At 43.3% G+C, this 21042-nt stretch carries 12 protein-coding genes and 1 pseudogene; 3 read left to right on the forward strand and 10 right to left on the reverse strand.

The window, feature by feature from the left end; all coding sequences use genetic code 11:
• Positions 1-7 precede the first annotated feature (7 nt).
• Positions 8-1258: a DUF5716 family protein gene (locus DQQ01_RS11945; RefSeq protein WP_242980365.1), complete on the reverse strand. Its 1251-nt coding sequence runs from the start codon at positions 1256-1258 to the stop codon at positions 8-10.
• Between the two features lie 9 nt (positions 1259-1267).
• Positions 1268-4804, reverse strand: coding sequence for a DUF5717 family protein (locus DQQ01_RS11950; RefSeq protein WP_242980366.1), 3537 nt, complete (start codon positions 4802-4804; stop codon positions 1268-1270).
• A 156-nt stretch (positions 4805-4960) separates the two neighbouring features.
• Here DQQ01_RS11950 and DQQ01_RS11955 point away from each other — a divergent pair.
• Both DQQ01_RS11955 and DQQ01_RS11960 read left to right on the forward strand, forming a co-directional pair.
• Positions 4961-6059 (forward strand): annotated as a pseudogene (locus DQQ01_RS11955) (pyridoxal phosphate-dependent aminotransferase).
• A 125-nt stretch (positions 6060-6184) separates the two neighbouring features.
• On the forward strand, positions 6185-7087 hold the full coding sequence (locus DQQ01_RS11960) for a cation efflux transmembrane domain-containing protein (protein ID WP_111920224.1): 903 nt from the start codon (positions 6185-6187) through the stop codon (positions 7085-7087).
• Positions 7088-7239: 152 nt separating this feature from the next.
• On the opposite strand, the gene DQQ01_RS11965 is transcribed toward DQQ01_RS11960, so the two are convergent.
• From DQQ01_RS11965 to DQQ01_RS11985, 5 genes are all read right to left on the reverse strand, one after another.
• Positions 7240-8109 carry a phosphoribosylaminoimidazolesuccinocarboxamide synthase gene (locus DQQ01_RS11965; protein WP_111920225.1) on the reverse strand — a complete coding sequence of 290 codons (870 nt, stop codon included), beginning with the start codon at positions 8107-8109 and terminating at the stop codon, positions 7240-7242.
• Positions 8110-8221: 112 nt separating this feature from the next.
• Positions 8222-12736 carry a PolC-type DNA polymerase III gene (locus DQQ01_RS11970; protein ID WP_111920226.1) on the reverse strand — a complete coding sequence of 1505 codons (4515 nt, stop codon included), beginning with the start codon at positions 12734-12736 and terminating at the stop codon, positions 8222-8224.
• A 19-nt stretch (positions 12737-12755) separates the two neighbouring features.
• Positions 12756-13808: a flavodoxin-dependent (E)-4-hydroxy-3-methylbut-2-enyl-diphosphate synthase gene (gene ispG, locus DQQ01_RS11975; RefSeq protein ID WP_111920227.1), complete on the reverse strand. Its 1053-nt coding sequence runs from the start codon at positions 13806-13808 to the stop codon at positions 12756-12758.
• Between the two features lie 13 nt (positions 13809-13821).
• Entirely contained in the window at positions 13822-14964 is a 1143-nt protein-coding gene (locus DQQ01_RS11980; RefSeq protein ID WP_111920228.1) for a toxic anion resistance protein, read from the reverse strand.
• Positions 14965-14970: 6 nt separating this feature from the next.
• Positions 14971-16227: a 5-bromo-4-chloroindolyl phosphate hydrolysis family protein gene (locus DQQ01_RS11985; RefSeq protein WP_111920229.1), complete on the reverse strand. Its 1257-nt coding sequence runs from the start codon at positions 16225-16227 to the stop codon at positions 14971-14973.
• A gap of 191 nt (positions 16228-16418) precedes the next feature.
• Here DQQ01_RS11985 and DQQ01_RS11990 point away from each other — a divergent pair, with 191 nt between their 5' ends.
• Complete coding sequence (locus DQQ01_RS11990; RefSeq protein ID WP_111920230.1) at positions 16419-17444, forward strand: branched-chain amino acid aminotransferase; 1026 nt, start codon at positions 16419-16421, stop codon at positions 17442-17444.
• 111 nt (positions 17445-17555) lie between these two features.
• Here DQQ01_RS11990 and DQQ01_RS16665 read toward each other — a convergent pair whose 3' ends face one another.
• The 3 genes from DQQ01_RS16665 to DQQ01_RS17710 form a co-directional block, all read right to left on the reverse strand.
• Positions 17556-17738 (reverse strand): hypothetical protein, encoded by a 183-nt coding sequence (locus DQQ01_RS16665; protein WP_242980367.1) that lies wholly within the window; start codon positions 17736-17738, stop codon positions 17556-17558.
• A gap of 53 nt (positions 17739-17791) precedes the next feature.
• Positions 17792-19957, reverse strand: a complete 2166-nt coding sequence (locus tag DQQ01_RS11995; protein ID WP_242980368.1) for a glycoside hydrolase family 31 protein — start codon at positions 19955-19957, stop codon at positions 17792-17794.
• A 97-nt stretch (positions 19958-20054) separates the two neighbouring features.
• Positions 20055-20783: a phosphoglucose isomerase-related protein gene (locus DQQ01_RS17710; protein WP_330407486.1), complete on the reverse strand. Its 729-nt coding sequence runs from the start codon at positions 20781-20783 to the stop codon at positions 20055-20057.
• Positions 20784-21042: the final 259 nt, after the last annotated feature.

Below are 21042 nucleotides of genomic sequence, written 5' to 3' on the forward strand. Positions count from 1 at the left end.
TTCTCCTTTACCATGATACTTTTTCTATCCAGCATTTTCCCTCTGAAGGAAACAAATCTCCAAATCCCAAATCCTCTGCCTGTATCACGCAAAGTTCCGGAGATTCATAGGAAAGGCACACCCGCAGTCTGGTAGTCTTATTGGGACGCTTGGGCAGCCCCTCCAGCTTCATGCTGTATCTGGTCTTTCCGGTTCCCTCCATGGAAGTAACCAGAAATTCCAAATCCTCTCTGCCATCTAAAATCAGTTCGATTTCCGTATGAATTTCATACCAGTTTTTCCCTGCTTCTATAAGCGAGTACGTTTTTGGCGAACCGTTTACCAGCATTTCCATGGCGACATTGTGTTTTACCAGAGAAGGACCAAGATACAGATGCCCCTTTAATATGCCTTCCTCGCATTTTTCCCTGGCTCCGTAGCAGGCGCCCTTTACATACAGATTATTTCCATAAAAAACATGACGCTGATTCCTGCAGAGAAGAGGCGTGGATCGCACTGCCCACTCCTGGTCAAAGCCCTCTCCCACAATATAAATACTGGAATAAGTATCTGTGCCACAGGAACGCTCAATCAGACGGTAAAAATTTTCGTCCCGCTCTATTGCATCTGTTGGAAGTTCTGCCGTAATGCCATGCTCAATCACAGCCGTAACCGGTCGCTTCTGATTATCCGTCACCAGCCTTGCAAAGGATACCTGATTTTCCTCAAACAGAAACCAGCCGATTTTTCGATTCCAGTTGTCCTTACGGTGATTCATAACATAGTAATAAAAGCTTTCATCATAATCCTGGAGAAAAATCTGCCCTCTGGAAAATCCCAGACTTTCGCCTGCCTGATACACATTTTTCACCATATCTGCAGAAAGCCTGGGAACTGTAAGCATCAATGCCTTTATCTGCCTTGCAGGCTCTGCAATTCCAAGAAGAGAAATACACCCCTTTAAATACACTGCCAGAAGGTCTGCAGGCTTTCTCAGGCTATTATCAATACTCACTTCTTCTGTACTTCCAAAAATCCCCAAAAGCCCGGTAAGGGAAATCTCTCCCTCCTGACGCGCAAAATATTCTGCCTCTATGCCATAGTGCCACACCTCTTCCCCCGGCTTTTTGGAAAGCTGTGTGGGAAAAAGATACTGGTTGCTGCCTGCCTTTACGGAAACAGAAATCGGTTCTTTTTCTCTGCGGTCATAATAACAAATCTGGGACTGGCTTTTACCGATTTCCAGACCTGCTATAATATTTCTTGTTTCATTCATCATTTCTGCCTCCTAATCCAACAGAGCAAACAGCTCCTTTACCTGCTGTTCTCTTTCCATATAGGTTTCTGTCATGCGCTGCAATTCCTCTGTCTGGTTCTTTTCTTTGAGCTGCAGCATAGTATTTAACATCTGATACTTACTGCTTCCCTGCATATCCCCTTCTTCCACAGTCAGGATTTCCTCCTGCGTCATCTCTGTGACGCCGTCCTTTTCAATGACAAAATGATAATGCAGCTTTTCTCCGTAGAACAAAACAAACTCTCGATTATAAATTCCCTGATACCTCTCCTTTAACGGCTCTCTCTTCTCCTCTGTGCGTTCTCCCCGTTCAATATAGGAATACAAAGTTACTTTGGCGTTATGATAAGTCCTGCACTCTACAAACAGTTTGTCCTCTAACTGACAGGTACCAAGAAGTTCCCTTGGCAGCTCCTGAAAAAAGGCAAACTGCAGACGATCCCTTGCACATTCTGCCAAAATCTCCTCTGCCAGCTCTTTTCTTCTCTGATTCCAAATGCCGGTTTCTCCATAGTGCTTCAGAAGCGAAATTCTGCAGATGATATCAGATTCCCATTTTCTCTCCAGTACCTTTTCCAGGGCTTCAAACAAAAATTCCTCTTTTTCCTGTTCTCCCAGAAAATAAGCATAACACTCAAAGGTGAGATAAGAGAGAATCACCTGTTCCTTCCCGCTCTGGCTGATATAATTTTTCAGCACAGAAAGTCCCTTTTCATGGCAGACTCTGGAGAACATACTGCACACCAAAATCCGCTCCTCCAATTGGTAGCAGTCCAGCGCAAAGCCCATTGCCCGCTCCCAGAGCCTTACCATTTCGTTTACCGGTCCCTCAAAGTGCTGCACCAGATATTTCAAAAGCACCTCATCATAAACACCGGATTTTACAATATATCCTGCCAGAAGTAGCAATTCTTCCTCATATTCAAATTCCAGTCTTAAAATCATCTGGCTACACAGCCTGAGCAAAATCGGCATTTCAATTTTTTCGTATCCGTATTCACAGATTAAATCATAGGCTCCCACAAACATTTCCTGCTTTACCAGAATGGTAATCAGCAGACATTTATTCACCCTTGCAAAAGCACGGAAATCCATTTCCCTCAGGGACTCCCTTAAATTCCGGTTGTCCATCTGGGATTCATAATATAAAAGTAGCTTTTTTCGGATATTCTGGCGATAGTCCTCGCAAAAACTTTCCTGCTTTAACACAGACTCAAAGCAGGATACATTTTCCTCTGTCACTGTACACTCATGCTTCAGTTCGCCACAAGTATGAAGCAACATGCCCGGATATTTCTTTCCGTCTTTTCCAAGCTTTCCTGCCAGTTCCTCCATATCCAGCAAGTGATGCACATTATAATCCACTGTACTCACATACCTGCGCTGACTGCTGTCCTCAAATACAATAGCGGCGTCCTTTGTATAGAGAGAAATATAGGCAGTCCGGTCTGTACAGAGATAGACCTGCTCCTCTTTCATGGAGGCATGGCGCACAATCACCTTTCTTATCTTGGGATCATCACAGTAAAGGCGACAGGTAAACAACACTCTTGCCAGAGCTGCCCGTACATTTTCATCATTGGAATCCACACAGAACTCCTGATATACCACAGCAAAGTCTTCATTTATCCGTCCTTCTTTGATTTTCTCCTTTGCAAATTCTTCCATATTTTTTTTATATGTCTGGTAAGTTTCTTTATCTATCTCTTTGTTGCGAATCACATTGCTGTACACAAACGCCTTTTTTGTATCGCTCAATGTATTGTTGTATCCGAAATACAGGCGTATCACCTTTGGCAGAACCTTCTGATAATTTCGACTCATGGTTTCAATATAATATTCATATAAGCCTGTGATTTTCAACTCTGCCTGTACAGCCAGCTCATACCACCGGAAATATTCTGCCTTTCTGGGTTCTCCCTTCATAATCAACTGACAGATACCCTTGACTGCATGCACAGAGGGATATTTTTCGTAGATGCAGGTCAGAATGTTATAAACCTTTTCGGAAAATCCCTTCATCTGTCCCGCAAGGTCAATGGCACGGAACGCCATTTCTTCTGTGAGAATCCCGTATTTTTCCGCAAAAAGATACACCTGTATGATAAATCCGTTCATTTTTCGAAAAACAGAACCATCTTCTGCTGCCAGTCTGCATGCCGCCAGATAGAGAAATGGACTTCTGCATCCGATTCTGTACTGCTCTTCTAAAAGAAACATCTTTCTGGACTGGGTACGCAGATGCTCCTCGTCTAACTGAAAAATCATGGAAAGCAACAGCAGGCTGTCCACTCTTCTCTGGTATAGTTGATGCAGACGCACTGCTACAGATTCTTTAGACTGCATATTCCGCTCAGAAATCTCATTGAGATACAAAAATGCCCCCTCCAAAATTTCCTCCTGCTGAATCCTCTGATTGTTTTCCAGAGAATCCAAAAGTCTTCTGGCTTCTTGCTTATTATCTGCCCGCACCTGTATATATGCCTCAAAAAGCTGACATTCTGTGGAATAGTATCCCTTTTCCTTTAATTCTTCCAAAAGCGCTTCCATATCCATACACCATTCCCTGATGTCCTTTTTCCCTAATTCCATCATCAGAAAGGCTCTGGCTGCCTCCAGCTTTTTTTTCTTCTCATATGCGGTTACATTGACCTGAATCTTTCCGTTTTTTGACGCCATAATTTCATAAGTAATAGTTTCATACACGGTTTTTATGCGGATTCTGCCAAAATTCCGTCCTCTGCCAAGATATTCCCTGCGTATAATATACTCCAGATCATAGACACTTCCGATAAAGTGTCCATCGTGAATTACTCTCTTTTCTACCTCCAGAAATTCCCCCTCTGCTTCGATTTCTGCCCGCAGAAATCCCCAGCCGCTTCTTCTGATTCGCAGGGTATCCTTTAAAGAGGTCTGCACTTCATACAACTCCAGCCTGTCCTTTTCCAGTGTAAGGCGCACTGGTTCCTTTAACCCTGCACCTATGAGAAATTCCTCCAGATTCTGATAAGGTACCGGTGTCTTCACCATTGCAGCATAACACGGCAGTAACTCTTCTCTGCCTTTTAACAGTCTTTTAAAAGACGGATCTATAAAAAGCTGATAGGCCTCTCTAAAATCCTCTTTTGCCAAACTGACAAATTCTTCCAAGTTCCCCACAGTTCCCTGAGAAGTACGCACCTGGGGCTTTTTCATCTCCACGAAAAAAGGCACCCGGTAAGTTCCAATACCAGTGCTTAAAACGATTTCCCCTTCTATGCAGTCTGTACTCTCCAATCCCTTTGTGTCGATTCCATAGGGAAGAATAATCTTTTCTCCCGAAAATTTTTCTTTTCCCAGAAGAAATCTGCGGTGAGTGGAATATGCCATTCCTTTTATTTTTCTTCCGTCCCGTGCTGCGAACTGCAATTCTCCTCTTACCTTTTCTTCCGGTACTGCTGAAAGAGAAATATGGTCTGCAGAAAGCTCCAAACCCGGTACTTCATATTCAAATCTTCCGTTTATCAGTTGTTCCATTCGTGTCTTCAAAATATCACCTTTGCCCTGTTTTATTTATATTGAAATCTGATTATTGAATAATTGACAAGATTCTGCTACTATGAATTATACACTACAAACTTCTGCTGTGCAACTTGAATACACAGCCTGTTTTGGAACAATTTCTCACCCCAAAGGAGGATTTCTATGCTGAAACACAAAGACCATTTTCATGGCAGTGACCTGGAAAAAATCGAAGAAATTTATCATATAAAGAAAGAGGATATCACCAGTTTTTCCGCCAATGTCAACCCCCTTGGCATTTCCCCTCTTTTAAAAGATACGCTGGCAAAGCATGTGGACGCTATCACTTCCTATCCGGACAGGGAGTATACCGGACTCAGAAAAAGCATCTGTGAATACACAGGCGCACAGTTTGAAAACATCATCGTGGGAAACGGATCCACAGAACTGATTTCCTTGTTTATCCAGACAACGCACCCACAGAAAGCCCTGATTTTAGGACCTACTTATTCCGAATATGAGCGTGAAATTGCACTTGAGGGCGGACAGACACTTTACTATCCTTTAAAAGAAGAAGACGATTTTCAAATTGATGTGTCTGATTTCTGCCAATATTTAAATGACAGCCTGGATTTACTGGTGCTTTGCAATCCCAATAACCCAACCTCCACAGCAATTCCCAGAAAGGAAATGCGAAAAATTCTGGACAAAGCTTTGCAATATGGCATTTCTGTCATGGTAGACGAAACCTATGAGGAATTTACAGATCCCAAAAGCAAAATTTCTGCCATTCCTCTTACCAATAATTACAATAATCTCATTGTATTAAGAGGAATTTCTAAATTTTTTTGCCGCTCCCGGACTGCGCCTTGGCTATGCGGTTACCGGAAATCCGGATCTGCTGAAATATATCAACACCCGGAAAAATCCCTGGACCATTAACAGCCTTGCAGAAATTGCCGGCTGCATCATGTTTTCTGACAAAGCTTATATTGAACAGACCAAAAACCTGATTACCTCTGAAAGAGAGCGTATCTATTCCCTGCTTTCCGGCTGGAAAACAGTAAAGGTATACCCTTCCTGCTCCAATTTTCTTCTTATGAAAATTTTAAAGGAGGAAATCACTTCTGAAATGGTGTTTGACTCCTGTATCCGAAAGGGACTGATGATTCGGGACTGCTCCACCTTCCCGTTCCTGGACAATTCCTTTATACGGTTCTGTGTCATGAGTCCTGAAAAAAATGATGAGCTGATTCAGGCATTTCGTGAACTTTTAGAATAGTATTTACTTTTGGCGCTGCCGCAACGAACTTTGTATTGCAGCGCCAAAACAACAGAAATCACAATCTTTTCCCACCTTTTTCTGTTTTTATTTCGTAAAACAATTTAAAGAGCAGGTGTAATAATATGATAACCGAAAAAAAAGAAAAGTTAATTTTAAAAATATCCTTTTTCTCAGGACTTCTATTTGCAGTTTTTGAATTTATTTTTGCAATATACAGCCATTCACAGTCATCTCTAACCGATGCAGTATATGATACGGCAGAATTGGTATTTATTGCGTTACTTTTGTTCCTTACCCCATTATTTCATAAACCGATATCTGAGAAGCGTCCTTTTGGGTATTTTCAAATTGAAACGATATTTATTATCATTAAAGGCATAATGATGTTATCTGTTACTTTAGGAGTTTCTGCCGAAGTGCTTCATTCCGTAATATCCGGTGGAAATACTGTGGATAACGGCTTAGTTTCCATATTCCAGTGTTTTCTTGGAATAGCTAGTATTATTATTTTCATAGCTATGAACCGTTTGAGCAATAACTTATCCTCACCAACTATAAAAGCAGAACTTCTAGGTTGGAAATTAGATATTGCATATAGTTTAGGAATGTCATTTGCTTTTTTCATCTCGCTTTATTTAGAGAAAACACCATTTTACTTTCTCGCCCCATATTTTGACCAGATTGTTGCTATAATTATTATGGTATTTATGCTTCCCGAAAGTATTAAGGTTCTATGGAGGGCAATCAAAGATATCTTTTTATTTTCGCCGGATAAGGAACTTGTAGAGAAAATCAAAATGTTGTGTAATCCGATTATGGAGCAATACCATTTTGAACCTGTTTTTTATGATATAACAAAAACAGGCAGACATTTATGGATAGCCGTATATTTTCAAATCGAAACAAACGTTCTTGCAATGAATGATTTAGCAGCCGCATTAAAATCCGTTAATGAAATAGTAACAGCCGAGTTTGAGGAATGTTCATGTGAACTTATCCCTGACCCCTTTTCTCTTGATTACTAACCCAGAAAAAAAGCCCTAGCAAGAACATGAACCTAGATATGTGAGGTTTACCACAAAAGCAAAATGCCCGTAGAGCCTAAAATAAGGCTTTACGGACATTTAAGAAGATATAAAAAGATAATCAAAAGACATATATAATTTAATAGAATTTCTTAGAATTTTTCTCCTGAAAGCAGTTCGTAAGCTTCTACATATTTATCTACAGTCTTTTTCACAACCTCTTCCGGTAAAAGGAAATCACTGTCCGGATTTTCTTTCAGCCAGTCGCGTACATACTGCTTGTCAAAGGACGGCTGTCCCTGACCCGGCTTGTAGCCTTCTAACGGCCAGAATCTGGAGCTGTCCGGTGTAAGCATTTCATCACCTAATACCACTTCTCCGTTTTCGTCCAGACCAAATTCAAATTTTGTATCTGCAATAATGATATTTTTTGTCAATGCGTATTCTGCACATTTCTTGTACAGGGCAATGGTATAATCACGAAGCTTTTCTGCATACTCCTGTCCTTTTCCTGGATAGAGTTTTTCCAGAGTTTTTACAGTTTCTTCAAAAGAAACGTTCTCATCATGGTCACCCAGTTCTGCCTTTGTAGATGGTGTATAGATAGGTTCAGGCAGCTTATCAGATTCCTGTAAGCCTTCCGGTAACTGAATACCGCATACAGTACCATTTTCTTTATAGCTTGCCCAGCCGCTTCCTGTAATATAGCCTCTGACAATACATTCTACAGGGAGCATTTCCAGTTTCTTGCACAACATCACATGTCCTTCATATTCCGGTGTCTGGAAAAATTCCGGCATATCCTTTGTGTCCGTGGAAATCATATGGTTCGGCACAATATCCTTTGTGAAGTCGAACCAGAACTTGGACATTTTTGTAAGAACGGCGCCTTTGTCTGTGATTTTGTTTTTCAAGATGTAGTCAAATGCGGAAATCCTGTCTGTTGCATACATAACAAGTTCTTCTCCGATATCAAAAATCTGACGTACTTTACCTTCTTTAAATGGTTTGTATTCCTGCATGGTTTCACCTTTCCTCTTCTTTTTTTGTTTTTAGAACACCTCTATTGTAACAAATTTCTCAAAAAAGGGAATAGGATTCCTGAAAAAAACACAAAATTTTTCTCCTTTCTCCCTACTGAAAATCAAACAATGACATCTGATTTGACTGAGGCAGCTTTCCAAACAACCCCAAATCATTCATTAAATCAATGGTGGACGCTGTTACCTTTGTCCGGTTCCTGAAATCGTCCAGAGATAAAAATTCTCCTTCTTCTGCGGCCGCTACTACGGCATCAGCCGCTCTGTCCCCCAGGCCTTCAATGGTATCCAGGGCAGGCATCAACTTATCTCCCACAATCTGGAAGGTATGAGCATTGGCCTTATAAATATCAATGGGAACAAATTCAAAGCCTCTGGCATACATTTCCTGAACAATTCGCATATCCTTGTAAGTATCCTGTTCCTTTTTACTGAGCGTATCCTTTCGCCTCTCATAATCGTCCATAAAATACTCCAGCTTTTCCTTTCCCTGACACATCAGTTCATAGGAAAAAGCTGTGGCTCGGATACTGAAATACGATGCATAATAAGCAAGAGGGTGGAAGATTTTACAGTAAGCAATACGCCAGCCCATCATAACATACGCTGCCGCATGAGCCTTTGGAAACATGTATTTAATCTTCTTACAGGAAGCAATATACCAGTCTGGGACATCATGCTTTTTCATCTCTTCCTCCCACTCCGGCTTCAATCCTTTTCCCTTACGTACACTCTCCATAATGGTAAATGCCTGTCCATGCTCCAATCCCTTGTTAATCAGATAAATCATAATATCATCTCGTGTGCAGATACAGGTGGTAATAGTGGCGGTACCGGATTTAATCAAATCCTGCGCATTGCCAAGCCACACGTCCGTACCATGGGAAAGCCCGGAAATACGCACCAAATCCGAAAAAGAGGTAGGATTGGCGTCAATTAACATCTGCATGGCAAAGTCTGTACCAAACTCCGGAATTCCCAGGCACCCAAGTGGGCATCCCCGAATATCTGCCGGAGTAACTCCCAGGGCATCTGTATTTTTAAACAGGGACATAACCTCTCTGGAATCCAGAGGAATTTTTCTTGCATTAATACCTGTAAGATCCTCCAGCATACGAATCATGGTAGGATCATCGTGTCCCAGAATATCCAGCTTCAGCAGGTTGGAGTCAATAGAATGGTAATCAAAATGCGTGGTGATAATGTCACTGTTCATATCATTTGCCGGGTGCTGCACAGGGGTAAATTCTTCAATATCCCAGCCAATAGGAAGTACAATAATTCCACCTGGGTGCTGTCCTGTAGTACGGCGGATTCCGGTACACCCCTGCACAATACGGTTAATTTCACAGTAGCGCTTTCTCTGCCCCCGCTCCTCATAATATTTTTTCACATATCCAAAGGCTGTTTTTTCGGCCAGCGTACCAATGGTTCCAGCCTTAAAGGTCTGCCCTGCACCAAAAATAACCTCCACATAACGATGAGCCTTTCCCTGATAATCCCCGGAAAAGTTCAGGTCAATATCCGGCTCTTTATCCCCCTTAAAACCCAGAAAGGTTTCAAATGGAATGTCAAATCCCTCTTTAATCAAAGGCTCTCCGCACACCGGGCACTTCTTATCCGGCATATCACAGCCAGCTCTTCCTGAATACGCCCGCACCTCCTCGGAATCAAAATCCGCATAGTGACATTTAGCACAGTAATAGTGGGGACTTAAGGGATTTACCTCTGTAATTCCCGACATGGTTGCTGCAAAGGACGAGCCTACGGAACCTCGTGATCCAACCAGATAGCCATCGCTGTTACTCTTCCAAACCAGCTTCTGGGCAATCATATACATAACCGCATATCCATTGGAAATAATCGAATTCAGCTCTCTCTCCAGACGCTCTTCCACGGCTTTGGGCAAATTCTCTCCGTAAATTTCATGAGCTTTATTGTAGCAGATTTCCCTTAACATGCTGTCCGAATTTTCAATCACAGGCGGACATTTCCCCTTGTGAATCGGTGAAATTTTCTCCACCATATCTGCAATTTTATTGGGATTGGTAATCACGATTTCCTCTGCCTTTTCCCTTCCCAGATAAGAAAATTCCTTCAGCATTTCCTCTGTGGTACGCAGGTAAAGAGGCGCCTGGTCGTCTGCATCGTCAAAGCCTTTTCCTGCCATAATAATTCTTCGGTATACCTCGTCCTCCGGGTCCAGAAAATGCACGTCACAGGTTCCTACTACCGGCTTGTTAAATGCCTCTCCCAGCTTGACAATTTTCCGGTTAATCTCCTGTAAATCCTCCTCACAGGTAATGTCGGAACGGTCCTCGTTGCGAATCATAAAAGCATTATTTCCAAGAGGCTGAATCTCCAGATAATCATAAAAATTTACCAGCCGGGCAATCTCAGCTTCCGGTCTTCCGTTTAACACAGCCTGATACAGTTCTCCGGCTTCACATGCCGAGCCAATCAGCAGCCCTTCCCGATATTTCAAAAACAGACTCTTTGGCACACGGGGACGCCTCTGATAATAAATCAGATGGGAATCCGAAATCAGATGATACAGATTGACACGCCCAATATCGTTTGTTGCCAAAATAATCGCATGATAGGTTGGCATTTTCCGAATGGTATTCACAGAAACTGAACCTTCCTCATTGAGCTTATCCAGATCAAAAATATCCCTCTCTCTGCACATCTGAAGAAACTTCACAAAAATTTCCGCTGTGCAGGAGGCATCGTCAACTGCCCTGTGATGATGCTCCAGGGATACCCCTACTGCCTTTGCCACAGTATCCAGCTTAAAGCGGTTGAGCTGGGGCAGAAGGAAGCGGGCCATGCCCACGGTATCCACAATGGTATCCTCTCTTTCAATTCCTAAATCCTCATAATTTTTCTTGATAAAGCTCATATCGAATTCTGCATTGTGTGCCACCATAACACAGCCTTTACAGAACTTTTCAAACCTGGGTAAAATTACATCAATAGTAGGGGCACCTGCTACCATGCTGTCGTTAATACTTGTAAGCTGTTCAATTCGAAAAGGTATCGGAATCTCCGGGTTTACAAACTCAGAAAACCGTTCCGTAATATTTCCGTTTACCACCTTCACAGCGCCAATTTCAATAATTTTATCCTTTTTCGCAGAAAATCCCGTGGTTTCGATATCAAAAACCACATAGGGAGCGTCCAGGCTCTGTCCCTGACTGTTTTGCACAATCCCTTTTAAATCATCTACCAGATAGGCCTCCACACCATAAATCACTTTAAAATCAGAATCCGGCGGTACAACGCCGCCCCAGGCATCAAAGCAGTGATTGGCTTCCGGAAACGCCTGTACAACACCGTGGTCTGTAATAGCGATTGCCTTATGTCCCCATTCATAGGCTCTTTTTATTATGGATTTTGCATCTGAAACGCCGTCCATATCGCTCATCTTGGTATGACAGTGCAGCTCAACCCGCTTCTCCGGGGCATTGTCTGAACGCACGGTTCCAAAGCTGGCAATTTTTTTAATGCCAACCACAGATCCAATGGTCAGCTCACTGTCAAAACGATCAATGTTGGTAACACCCTTTAATTTCACAAAGGCCTTTTCCTTCACCCCTTCTGTGATTTCAGCTACCTGGTCATTACGAGCAAATAATTTTACGGTAATAGAGTCCGTGAAATCTGTAATAGAAAAAATAAGAATCGTCTTTTCATTGCGGATTTCCCGCTTTTCCAGAGTCATAATCTGTCCCCGGATACACACCTCTCCCATTTCTGTCTGTACGGTTTCCAAAGGTATCGCTTCATCCTCAAAATCTCTTCCGTAAAGCACATCAGGATTATCTGAACGCTTTACACTTCTTCTGAAATCCGAAGAAAATTTTTCTCCCTTTCCTCTGCCTTTTTCGCCTTTCGATCCATGCTCCGCTTTGCCGGATTTTTCCTTATTCTCCTGTGTTTTGGATCCTTTTTGTTCCTGTTTCTGTATATATGATGCTTCCTTTTCCGGCTCTTCTTCCTCCGGAATGTCTGCTTTTTTGTGTCCTAAAGCAGACATTTCTATAATATGGGCAGCCTCCTGTGCAATACGAACATCACTGTTTTTCCGGAATTTGCTTTCCTTTGGATCCTGGTATTCTGCCTCTACCTTTAAAGAAAATTCGCACCGCTCACAGAATACCTTTTCCATGTAATGAATCAGCTCTTCTTCCTTACTTTTTGCCAGCACAGTGGACTGTAAAAGCATATGCATAGTATTTGTTTCCGGAAACGTAATAACAGCATTCCGGAACATATTATAAACCAGAATGCTGTAATTTTTCAGTTCCAGTCCCATAGAAGACTGATACGCTTCAAAAAACAATTGGGGCGTATACTGGCTGGAAAGGGCAAACCGCTCCAGCACCTTAACCTCCATGGAAACTCCCTGGAAACACTGAGATGCAATCGCCCTTTCCAGTGCATAAATATACTTTTTGTGAATCCACTGTCGGCTTCGGATATAAACCCTTAAATGATCCTTTTTCCGGTTTACGGATACCTTTGTCACTACCACTTCTTCCAGCAGCGCTTTCAGCTCTCCCTTTAATTCCAGATTACGGAACACATTCAGAAATTCCTTTTCCATAACCGCAATGCCTCCATACTCATTTCCAATTTACAAGCTCCTCCCGAAGCGCAGAAAGCAGTTCCTTTTCCGGTACCTTTCGGACAATTTCGCCTTTTTTAATCAAAAGACCTTCGCCCTTGCCTCCGGCAATTCCAATGTCTGCTTCCTTTGCCTCTCCCGGACCGTTGACTACACAGCCCATAACAGCCACCTTTATATCCAGTGGAAATTCCTGCACCATATTTTCTACCTGATTTGCCAGACCGATAAGGTCAATCTTTGTTCTTCCGCAGGTCGGACAGGAAACCACCTCCACGCCGCCCTTTCGCAAATTCAAAGTCTTTAAAATCCGTTTGGCTGACTTGATTTCCTCTACCGGATTTCCGGTCAGGGATACCCTTATGGTATCCCCGATTCCCTGATACAAAATAATACCAAGACCTACGGCTGATTTAATATTTCCTGCGTACAGGGTTCCTGCCTCCGTGATTCCCACATGAAGGGGATACTGTGTCTTTTCTGCCAGTAGCTCATGCGCCTTTACACACATTAAAACGTCTGAAGATTTAATGCTGATAACCAGGTTGTCATAGTCCAAATCCTCTATGATTTTCACCTTATCAAGGGCGCTCTCCACCAGGCCTTCTGCTGTTACACCGTGATATTTTTCCACCAGTTCCTTTTCCAGAGAGCCGCTGTTTACCCCTACGCGAATTGGGATATTTCGTTCTTTCGCTGTGTCTACCACTGCCTGAATTTTCTCTCTTCCACCGATATTGCCCGGATTAATGCGAATTTTATCTGCTCCGTTTTCCATGGCTGCAATGGCCATTTTGTAGTCAAAATGAATGTCTGCCACCAAAGGAATATGTATCTGCTTTTTAATCTCTTTTACTGCTTTTGCAGCTTCTAAAGTAGGTACTGTACAACGGATAATCTCACAGCCTGCTGCCTCAAGCTCTAGTATCTGTTTTACGGTTTCTTCCACATTTTCTGTTGGCGTATTGGTCATGGACTGAATCAAAATGGGGTTTCCGCCCCCGATTTTTTTATCTCCAATGGATATGACTTTTGTATGTTCCCGATACATAAATCCCACCTCCTTAATGCTGAATCTGCAGCAACTTATTCTTTAATTCTCCCTCCAGACGATAGATTTCCGCTTCCGCGGCTCTTCTCTTTTCCCGTCCTTCTTTCTGAATCGCCATTACTTCATCAAAGGTACTGATTAAGGATTCATTGGTCTTCTGAAGGGTTTCAATATCTACAATACCTCTTTCTGATTCCTTTGCCGCCTCAACGGTTGCCAGCTTTAAGGTTTCCGCATTTTTCCGAAGCAGGGCGTTTGTCATATCTGTAACTTCTCTCTGGGCTTTTGCCGCTTCTGTGGAATGCGCCACCCCAAGGGCAATCACCATCTGGCTTTTCCAGAGAGGAATGGTATTTACAATGGTTGACTGGATTTTTTCTGCCATTAAAGTGTCATTTCCCTGTACCAGGCGAATCTGAGGCGCAGTCTGAATCGCAATCATTCTGGTTAATTCCAGGTCGTGGATTTTCTTTTCAAAACGGTCGCAGAGAGAATCCAGATCTTTTGCTGCCTGGGCGTCCTCCGGCAGCCCGCTGATCTGCGCTTTACTCATAAGCTTGGGCAGCTCTGTGCTGCGGATTTCCTCCAGCTTCTTCTTTCCTGCCAGAATATACATGGACAGTTCTTTAAAATAGTTCAGATTCAAAGCATACATTCTGTCCATAATGGCTGCGTCCTTCATAAGCTGAATCTGGTGCTTTTCCAGAGATTCCACAATTTTATTTACATTGGTTTCTGCTTTTGCATACTTGTTTTTCATGGATTCCAGCCTGTTGGCACCCTTTTTGAAAAATCCCATAATGCCCTTGCGCTCTTCCTCTGCATCAAAGTTTTTCAATTCTGTAACCACATCTTCCAGCAAATCTCCCACTTCCCCGAGATCCTTTGTCCGTACCTTTTCCAGGGCATCTTCTGAAAAGTCCGCCATTTTTTTCTGTGTGCCTGCACCGTACTGAAGAATGGCTGCAGAATTGCGGATATCAATCTGCTTGGCAAAATCATCTACCATTTTCCGCTCCTCAGGGGACAGAATACTGTCGTCCATTTTAGGTTCTGCAGGCTCTTCCTTTTTTCCCTTTGCAACAGGCGCTTCCTCCTGCAACGGCTCAAAGCTTAATGTGGGAGTTACCGTAAAATCTTTTAATTCATCACTCATCTTTTCTTATTCCTTTCTCTGAAAACTCTTTTCTTCCATGAGTCCTTCCTGCGCCAACATGGTTTTTAATACTGAAATATCCGCAGACACGTCCCAGGCTGTTTCCTTATAAAAGCTGTCCAGGAGATTTTCAAAGGCTACGTTAATAGTATCCAAAGTATTTTCAATTTCTCTCTTTGCGGTTTTAATGTTTTCCCCTTCCAGGCCCTGCTTATCCAACTCCTCATAAGCATTCAGAAGCTTCATGGTAGTAGGAAGATAATAATCCATAAATTTATGTAAATCCTGAATCAGCTCTGGGTGCTGCTCCACTCTCTGGAAAATCCTGAGAATCACATTTTCCAGATGATAAATTTTATTGGAAATCTCCACTCCGGGAATAGCATCATTGCTTCTGCGGATTTCTTCGATATAGCGGTCGCCCTCTTCAATCACCTTCTTCACTTCCTCAGAAAGCTGCTGTTTCGGTGATTTTGCTTCTTTTTCTTTTAATTCTTTTACATTTTCTTCTGTCTTCATATACTGGTCATAAACCTCGTCACTAGCTATGAGGCAGGTTCCCTGCTTATCCAGATGTCCCTCCAGAAACATGCGCTTTTGAATCATTTTTTTCAAATCTTTTCGCACGAATTTTTCAGATTTCCTTACACTTTTTGCCAAATCCCTAATGCTTCCATAGGGCTTTCCATTTAAGGTCTTCACATAGGCGCGGAAGCGTTTAATCTTCTTTCTCAATTGATTTCCGCAAATTGCCATAATCAGGCTTAATACCGCAGCAGTTCCAAAAACACCCAATATGATTCCCAGCTTTTCAGCTACAGTCTGAACAAAAATCGAAGCAATGAGAAATCCTGCTGCAGTTACGCCGAACATAATGGTCAGCGCTGTCCCAAGGGTTGTCAGCAAAATGCCCATAGCTCTTGCTGTGCCTGTATTCACAAATAATGCAAACTCCTCTCTCGCTTCCTTCACCCGCCGGGAAGACTCCGGACTTCTGTAATGTCCAAAGGGACGGTAACTGTAGTTTGTACTGTATCCGTTCCCCGGTCCATAAGGCTTTGGTTCTTCCTGCTGCTTTTGATTTCTGTAATACTGCCCTGCCATATTTCCCGCATTTTTCATACTCTGCGCCACATTTCCCAGAGCGCTTTCCAGTGTCTGTCCCAAATCTCTGTTCAATCTGCCAAAATCTCCTGTATCAATGGCATTCTGCACAATATTTTTCACATCTCTCCCCAAATTATTCCAGTCATTTACAGACATATTCTTCACTCCTAACTTCCGGATTCTCTATTCAAAACTCTGATATTCTTATTCCTTTAAATTATATATGAAAGAATCCAAAAAAGCAACGGAACTTCTCTTGCAATTCACACGTTAAAGTTTTATAATGGTAAAAAATTAAGATAAAAAAATGAGCTACCGCATTCCGCGGCTGAATGGAGGAAATGAACATGGAGAAAAAGAACATTGACTGGTCCAATCTGGGCTTTGGATATGTAAAAACCGATTACCGCTTTGTATCTGATTTTAAGGACAATGCATGGGACGAAGGAAGAATGACACAGGACGAAACCGTTGTCATAAATGAGTGTGCCGGTGTCCTGCAGTATGCCCAGACTGTCTTTGAAGGAATGAAAGCCTACACTACACAGGACGGACGCATTGTCACCTTCCGCCCGGATTTAAATGCCAGCCGTCTGGCAGATTCTGCCAGACGACTGGAAATGCCTGTGTTCCCGGAGGACCGTTTCGTAGAAGCTGTTGTAAACACAGTAAAGGCAAATGCTGCTTATGTTCCACCTTATGGATCTGGCGCAACCTTGTATATCCGCCCCTATATGTTCGGCACCAATCCGGTGATTGGCGTAAAACCGGCAGATGAATATCAGTTCCGTATCTTTACAACCCCGGTAGGTCCGTATTTCAAGGGCGGCGTTAAGCCTCTCACCATCCGCATCAGCGATTTTGACCGTGCAGCTCCTCATGGAACCGGCCATATTAAAGCCGGACTAAACTATGCCATGAGCCTCCATGCCATTATGGACGCACACACACAGGGTTATGACGAAAATATGTATCTGGACGCAGCAACCAGAACAAAGGTAGAAGAAACCGGCGGCGCCAACTTCCTGTTCATTACAAAGGACGGAAAGGTTGTTACACCGAAATCCGACAGTATTCTTCCTTCCATTACCCGCCGCTCCCTCATGTATGTGGCAAAAGAATATCTGGGACTGGAAGCAGAAGAAAGAGAAGTATACCTTGACGAGGTTAAAGACTTTGCTGAATGCGGTCTGTGCGGCACTGCTGCCGTCATTTCACCGGTTGGCAAAATTGTAGACCATGGAAAAGAAATCTGTTTCCCGAGCGGCATGGACGCTATGGGACCGGTGACTCAGAAGCTCTATGAAACACTGACCGGTATCCAGATGGGAAGACTTGAAGCGCCGGAGGGTTGGCTGAAAGTCATTGAATAAAAGCAGGCTGTAACAAAATTTTCTACAGACCGTAAAAAGAAGCTGGCGCAGGAAGCAGCAATCAGGAATATTCCCGATATGCACACACTGCGCCAGCCTCTTTTCCCATCATCAACTTTTCCCGGTCAAAAGTTCCGCTATTACCCCATAAAGCTCCCTATCTGTCCCCTGCGCCAAAAGCTCTGCCAAAATTTCCGCTGCCGGCTTTTTGTTTTTTACCAGATTATAAATCCGGTCTTTTTCTACAAAGCTGATTTCCGCCTGATCCAGAAATGCAAAGCACCGCTCTTCCACCTGATTTTCCGCTCTCTGCAGCTCCCCGGTAAAAACAACTCTAACCTCCTGCTCTATAGATACCTCTCCGACACACCTCCACAGCCTGAAGCTTTCCTGTTATAAGAAACTACTGCCTGAACTTCTTTTCCATCTATACAGACCCTTATCTGCTCCTTTGCAATATCCTTCATTCCCACAAAATCCACGCGATACGTTCTCCTTTGAGGAATCAGCTCCAGCGCGCCCTTTGGTCTTCTGATTTCAAAAACGACTTCTTCCTTTTCTTCCCTGTAACTCATAGATGTTTTTACACAGCTTCCCTTTTCATAAGCACAGGTTTCATTGTCGTCCTCATAGAGTACAAAATCACCTGAGGCTCCTGTAAATACCTTGATATGCAAAGATTTCGGATTCCTTCCCGCCTCTGTGCCTCTGATTTCCTCTGTAAGAGGCAAAATTCCTCCTGCCTTTGCCAGCACAGGGATACTCTCAATACTTCTGTACATGACAAGCATTCTGTCTCCACTGTACATCATACCTGTGTACAGGTCATACCACAGTCCTTCGGGAAGCCACACAACCGTCTTTGCCCTGTTGATCCCCTTTTCTCGAGGACTTGTTACAGGGGCAACCATAAGTACAGAACCAAAGAGATACTGATTCTTCACATAATACGCTTCGCCATTTTCCGGATATTCATAGTACATTGGCTGTACCAGAGGCAGTCCTTCCTTATACGCCCGATAATTCATGGTATAAAGATATGGCAGAAGACGATGGCGTTCCCGCAGGGCCTCTCCCATAGCCTTTTCTGTTTCCGGCTTAAATCGCCATGGCTCTTTTCCGTTAAATTCGCTGTTAGAGCTGTGCAGCCGCAAAATAGGGGAATACACGCCAAACTGTGTCCATCTTGCTGTCATCTCATCGTCCTTATACCCCAACATGTGTCCGCCAATGTCATGACTCCACCAGCCATAGCCAATGTTGGAAGCCACGGCTGTAAAATAAGGCTGAAACTGAAGAGATTCCCAGGTGGTAATGGTATCTCCCGAAAATCCCACCGAATATCTGTGGCTTCCCGGACCTGCATATCTGGAGAAGAGGAGAGGTCTTTTTCCTGTTCTCTGATGATCCAGAAAATGAAAATGATTCAAAATCCACAGAGGATCTAATCCCTCTATTTTTGTGGTGTTTCCCTGCTGCCAGTCTATCCACCAGAAATCCACCCCTTCCTCTTCTCTTGGGTGATGAAGACAGGTAAAATAAGCTTCCAAAAAATCGGGATTTGCCAAATCGCATAGAACCGGCTCTTGCTTCTCAATGTCAACCCCCATTGCTTTTGCCATAGGCTCGTACATTTCCTCAAATGCCCGCACCCCGTCTGCCGGGTGGAGATTTAAAGTTGTCCGCATACCCTTTTCATGCAGCCTTTCTAAGAAACGGATCGGCTTTGGAAAAAACGCTCTGTTCCAGGTATAGCCTGTCCACCCGCTTCCGTACTTTTCCTCAATATCCACCAAATGCCAGTCCATATCAATGACTGCCACTGTAAAAGGCAGATTTTCTCTTTCAAACCTGTCCATTAATTCCAGGTAGCTTTCTTCTGTGTATGGATAATAACGACTCCACCAGTTACCCAAAGCATATCGCGGCAGCATGGGCGGCTTTCTGCACAGTCTATAAAATGCCTGTAAAGCTCCCTTGTAATCATGTCCGTATCCGAAAAAATACAAATCTCGGATTTCCTTTTTCCTTGGCTCTATCCAACCGTTTTCCAGAAGCACCTGGGACTTGCTGTCATCCAAAAGTGCAAATCCCATCTGGGACATCACGCCGTCATCCAACGGAATTTCACCTTCTGCGCCATCCAGTGTTCTGGCAGTTCCCTTTAAATTTTCTCCCTGGTCGCCATAACGCCAGATACTCCTGTAATTACTGTTTCTGCCTCCCACCTGTATAGACAACCCATTAGAAGAAAATTCCTTTTCATTGTAAACCAGGTGCAGAAATTCGGTTCGAATCTCCAGTCCTTCCTTCGTTCTTTTTGCCTCATATGCTGCTTTTGGAAAGTCCCGGTCAAAAACCACCTGGGTAGAGCGATCCTCAAACACTTCGTCCCGATCATATTCCAGACGCAGCAAACGTTCTGTAAGAACCGTAATACGATAATGCGCTCCTCTGATTTGATTGTCTTCCAATGCCTTCGGCGCGGTCTGCACCCTGTAAATCTCTTTCATTTCTATCCCCTTTTCGCCTGTAAAATACTGCAGCCTCTTATAAAAATCATAAAAGAAAACTCAGCATTAACATAGCACCGGGAGAAAGCACTGTCAATTATTTTTCTTTGCCCAGCGCCTCAAACATATACCGCTTATATCCCTCTACCCCCGGCTGGTTAAAGGGATTGACTCCCAAAATTTCCGCAGAAACATAGCAGGAAAACAGGAAGAAATAAAACAACTCCCCGAAGTGATATTCATCGACTTTTCCTATTTCCAGTACCAGACAGGGAAGTTTTTCTCTATGTGCCTTTACGGTAGCCGTAAAAGAAGCCTTGTTCATTTCCCAGAAATCCTTTCCATTCAAATAATCAAAGAAATCCTCCACCCAATCTTTTGGTGCAGAAAGGGAGCTGTTCTGTTCCTGCACATCTAAAAAGGTTTCAAAAAGCAGCGGCGTTCCCTCCTGAATAAACTGTCCCACTGCATGCAGTTCTTCGCAGAACTCTGCCGAAACCGGAAACAATCCTTTTCCGTCCTTGCCCTCCGTTTCCGCAAACAACTGTATCCACCATTTGTAAAACCAGCGAAACTGCGGTTCAAAACCTGCCAGCATCTCTATCCCATAGCCTTTTTCCCTATACAGGTTCCGAAGACAGGCATACTGATATGCCATATTATTTTTCCAGTCACTCTCCTTTAACTGTCTTTCCATTTTCGCCGCCCCTTTTACAAAACTGCGGATATCCAGACCTGCCACTGCCATGGGAAGCAGCCCTACGCTGGTAAAAGCGGAAAACCTGCCTCCTACATTTTCCGGGAACTCCAGAAAGGTATACCCCATGATCCCTGCACAATTTTTCCAGGGAACTGCCCCTGGTACCTGTGGCAAAAATTCTCTTTCCCGCATCTTCTCCATATTTTTCATACAGAAATTTACGTAAAATGCGGAAAGACGCCCCCGGTTCCAAGGTTTCAAAATTCTTGGCAATACAGTCTATGTACACGGATTTTCCTTCCAGACTCTCCAGCATTTTATTTAAAGCATGGGGAGAAAGGGTGTTTCCCGCATATACGATTTCTACTTTCCTGTCTGTCTGCAA

Origin of the sequence: Blautia argi, assembly GCF_003287895.1 — a bacterium.
GTDB classification, from domain to species: Bacteria; Bacillota; Clostridia; order Lachnospirales; family Lachnospiraceae; genus Blautia; species Blautia argi.

Coding starts and splice junctions, on each gene's coding strand:
- DQQ01_RS11965 (WP_111920225.1), bottom strand. CDS start 8,109: ATGCAGGAATACAAACCATTTAAAGAAGGTAAAGTACGTCAGATTTTT.
- DQQ01_RS11980 (WP_111920228.1), bottom strand. CDS start 14,964: ATGAGTGATGAATTAAAAGATTTTACGGTAACTCCCACATTAAGCTTT.
- ispG (WP_111920227.1), bottom strand. CDS start 13,808: ATGTATCGGGAACATACAAAAGTCATATCCATTGGAGATAAAAAAATC.
- DQQ01_RS11945 (WP_242980365.1), bottom strand. CDS start 1,258: ATGATGAATGAAACAAGAAATATTATAGCAGGTCTGGAAATCGGTAAA.
- DQQ01_RS11960 (WP_111920224.1), top strand. CDS start 6,185: ATGATAACCGAAAAAAAAGAAAAGTTAATTTTAAAAATATCCTTTTTC.
- DQQ01_RS11985 (WP_111920229.1), bottom strand. CDS start 16,227: ATGTCTGTAAATGACTGGAATAATTTGGGGAGAGATGTGAAAAATATT.
- DQQ01_RS17710 (WP_330407486.1), bottom strand. CDS start 20,783: ATGGGGTATACCTTTCTGGAGTTCCCGGAAAATGTAGGAGGCAGGTTT.
- DQQ01_RS11995 (WP_242980368.1), bottom strand. CDS start 19,957: ATGAAAGAGATTTACAGGGTGCAGACCGCGCCGAAGGCATTGGAAGAC.
- DQQ01_RS11990 (WP_111920230.1), top strand. CDS start 16,419: ATGGAGAAAAAGAACATTGACTGGTCCAATCTGGGCTTTGGATATGTA.
- DQQ01_RS11970 (WP_111920226.1), bottom strand. CDS start 12,736: ATGGAAAAGGAATTTCTGAATGTGTTCCGTAATCTGGAATTAAAGGGA.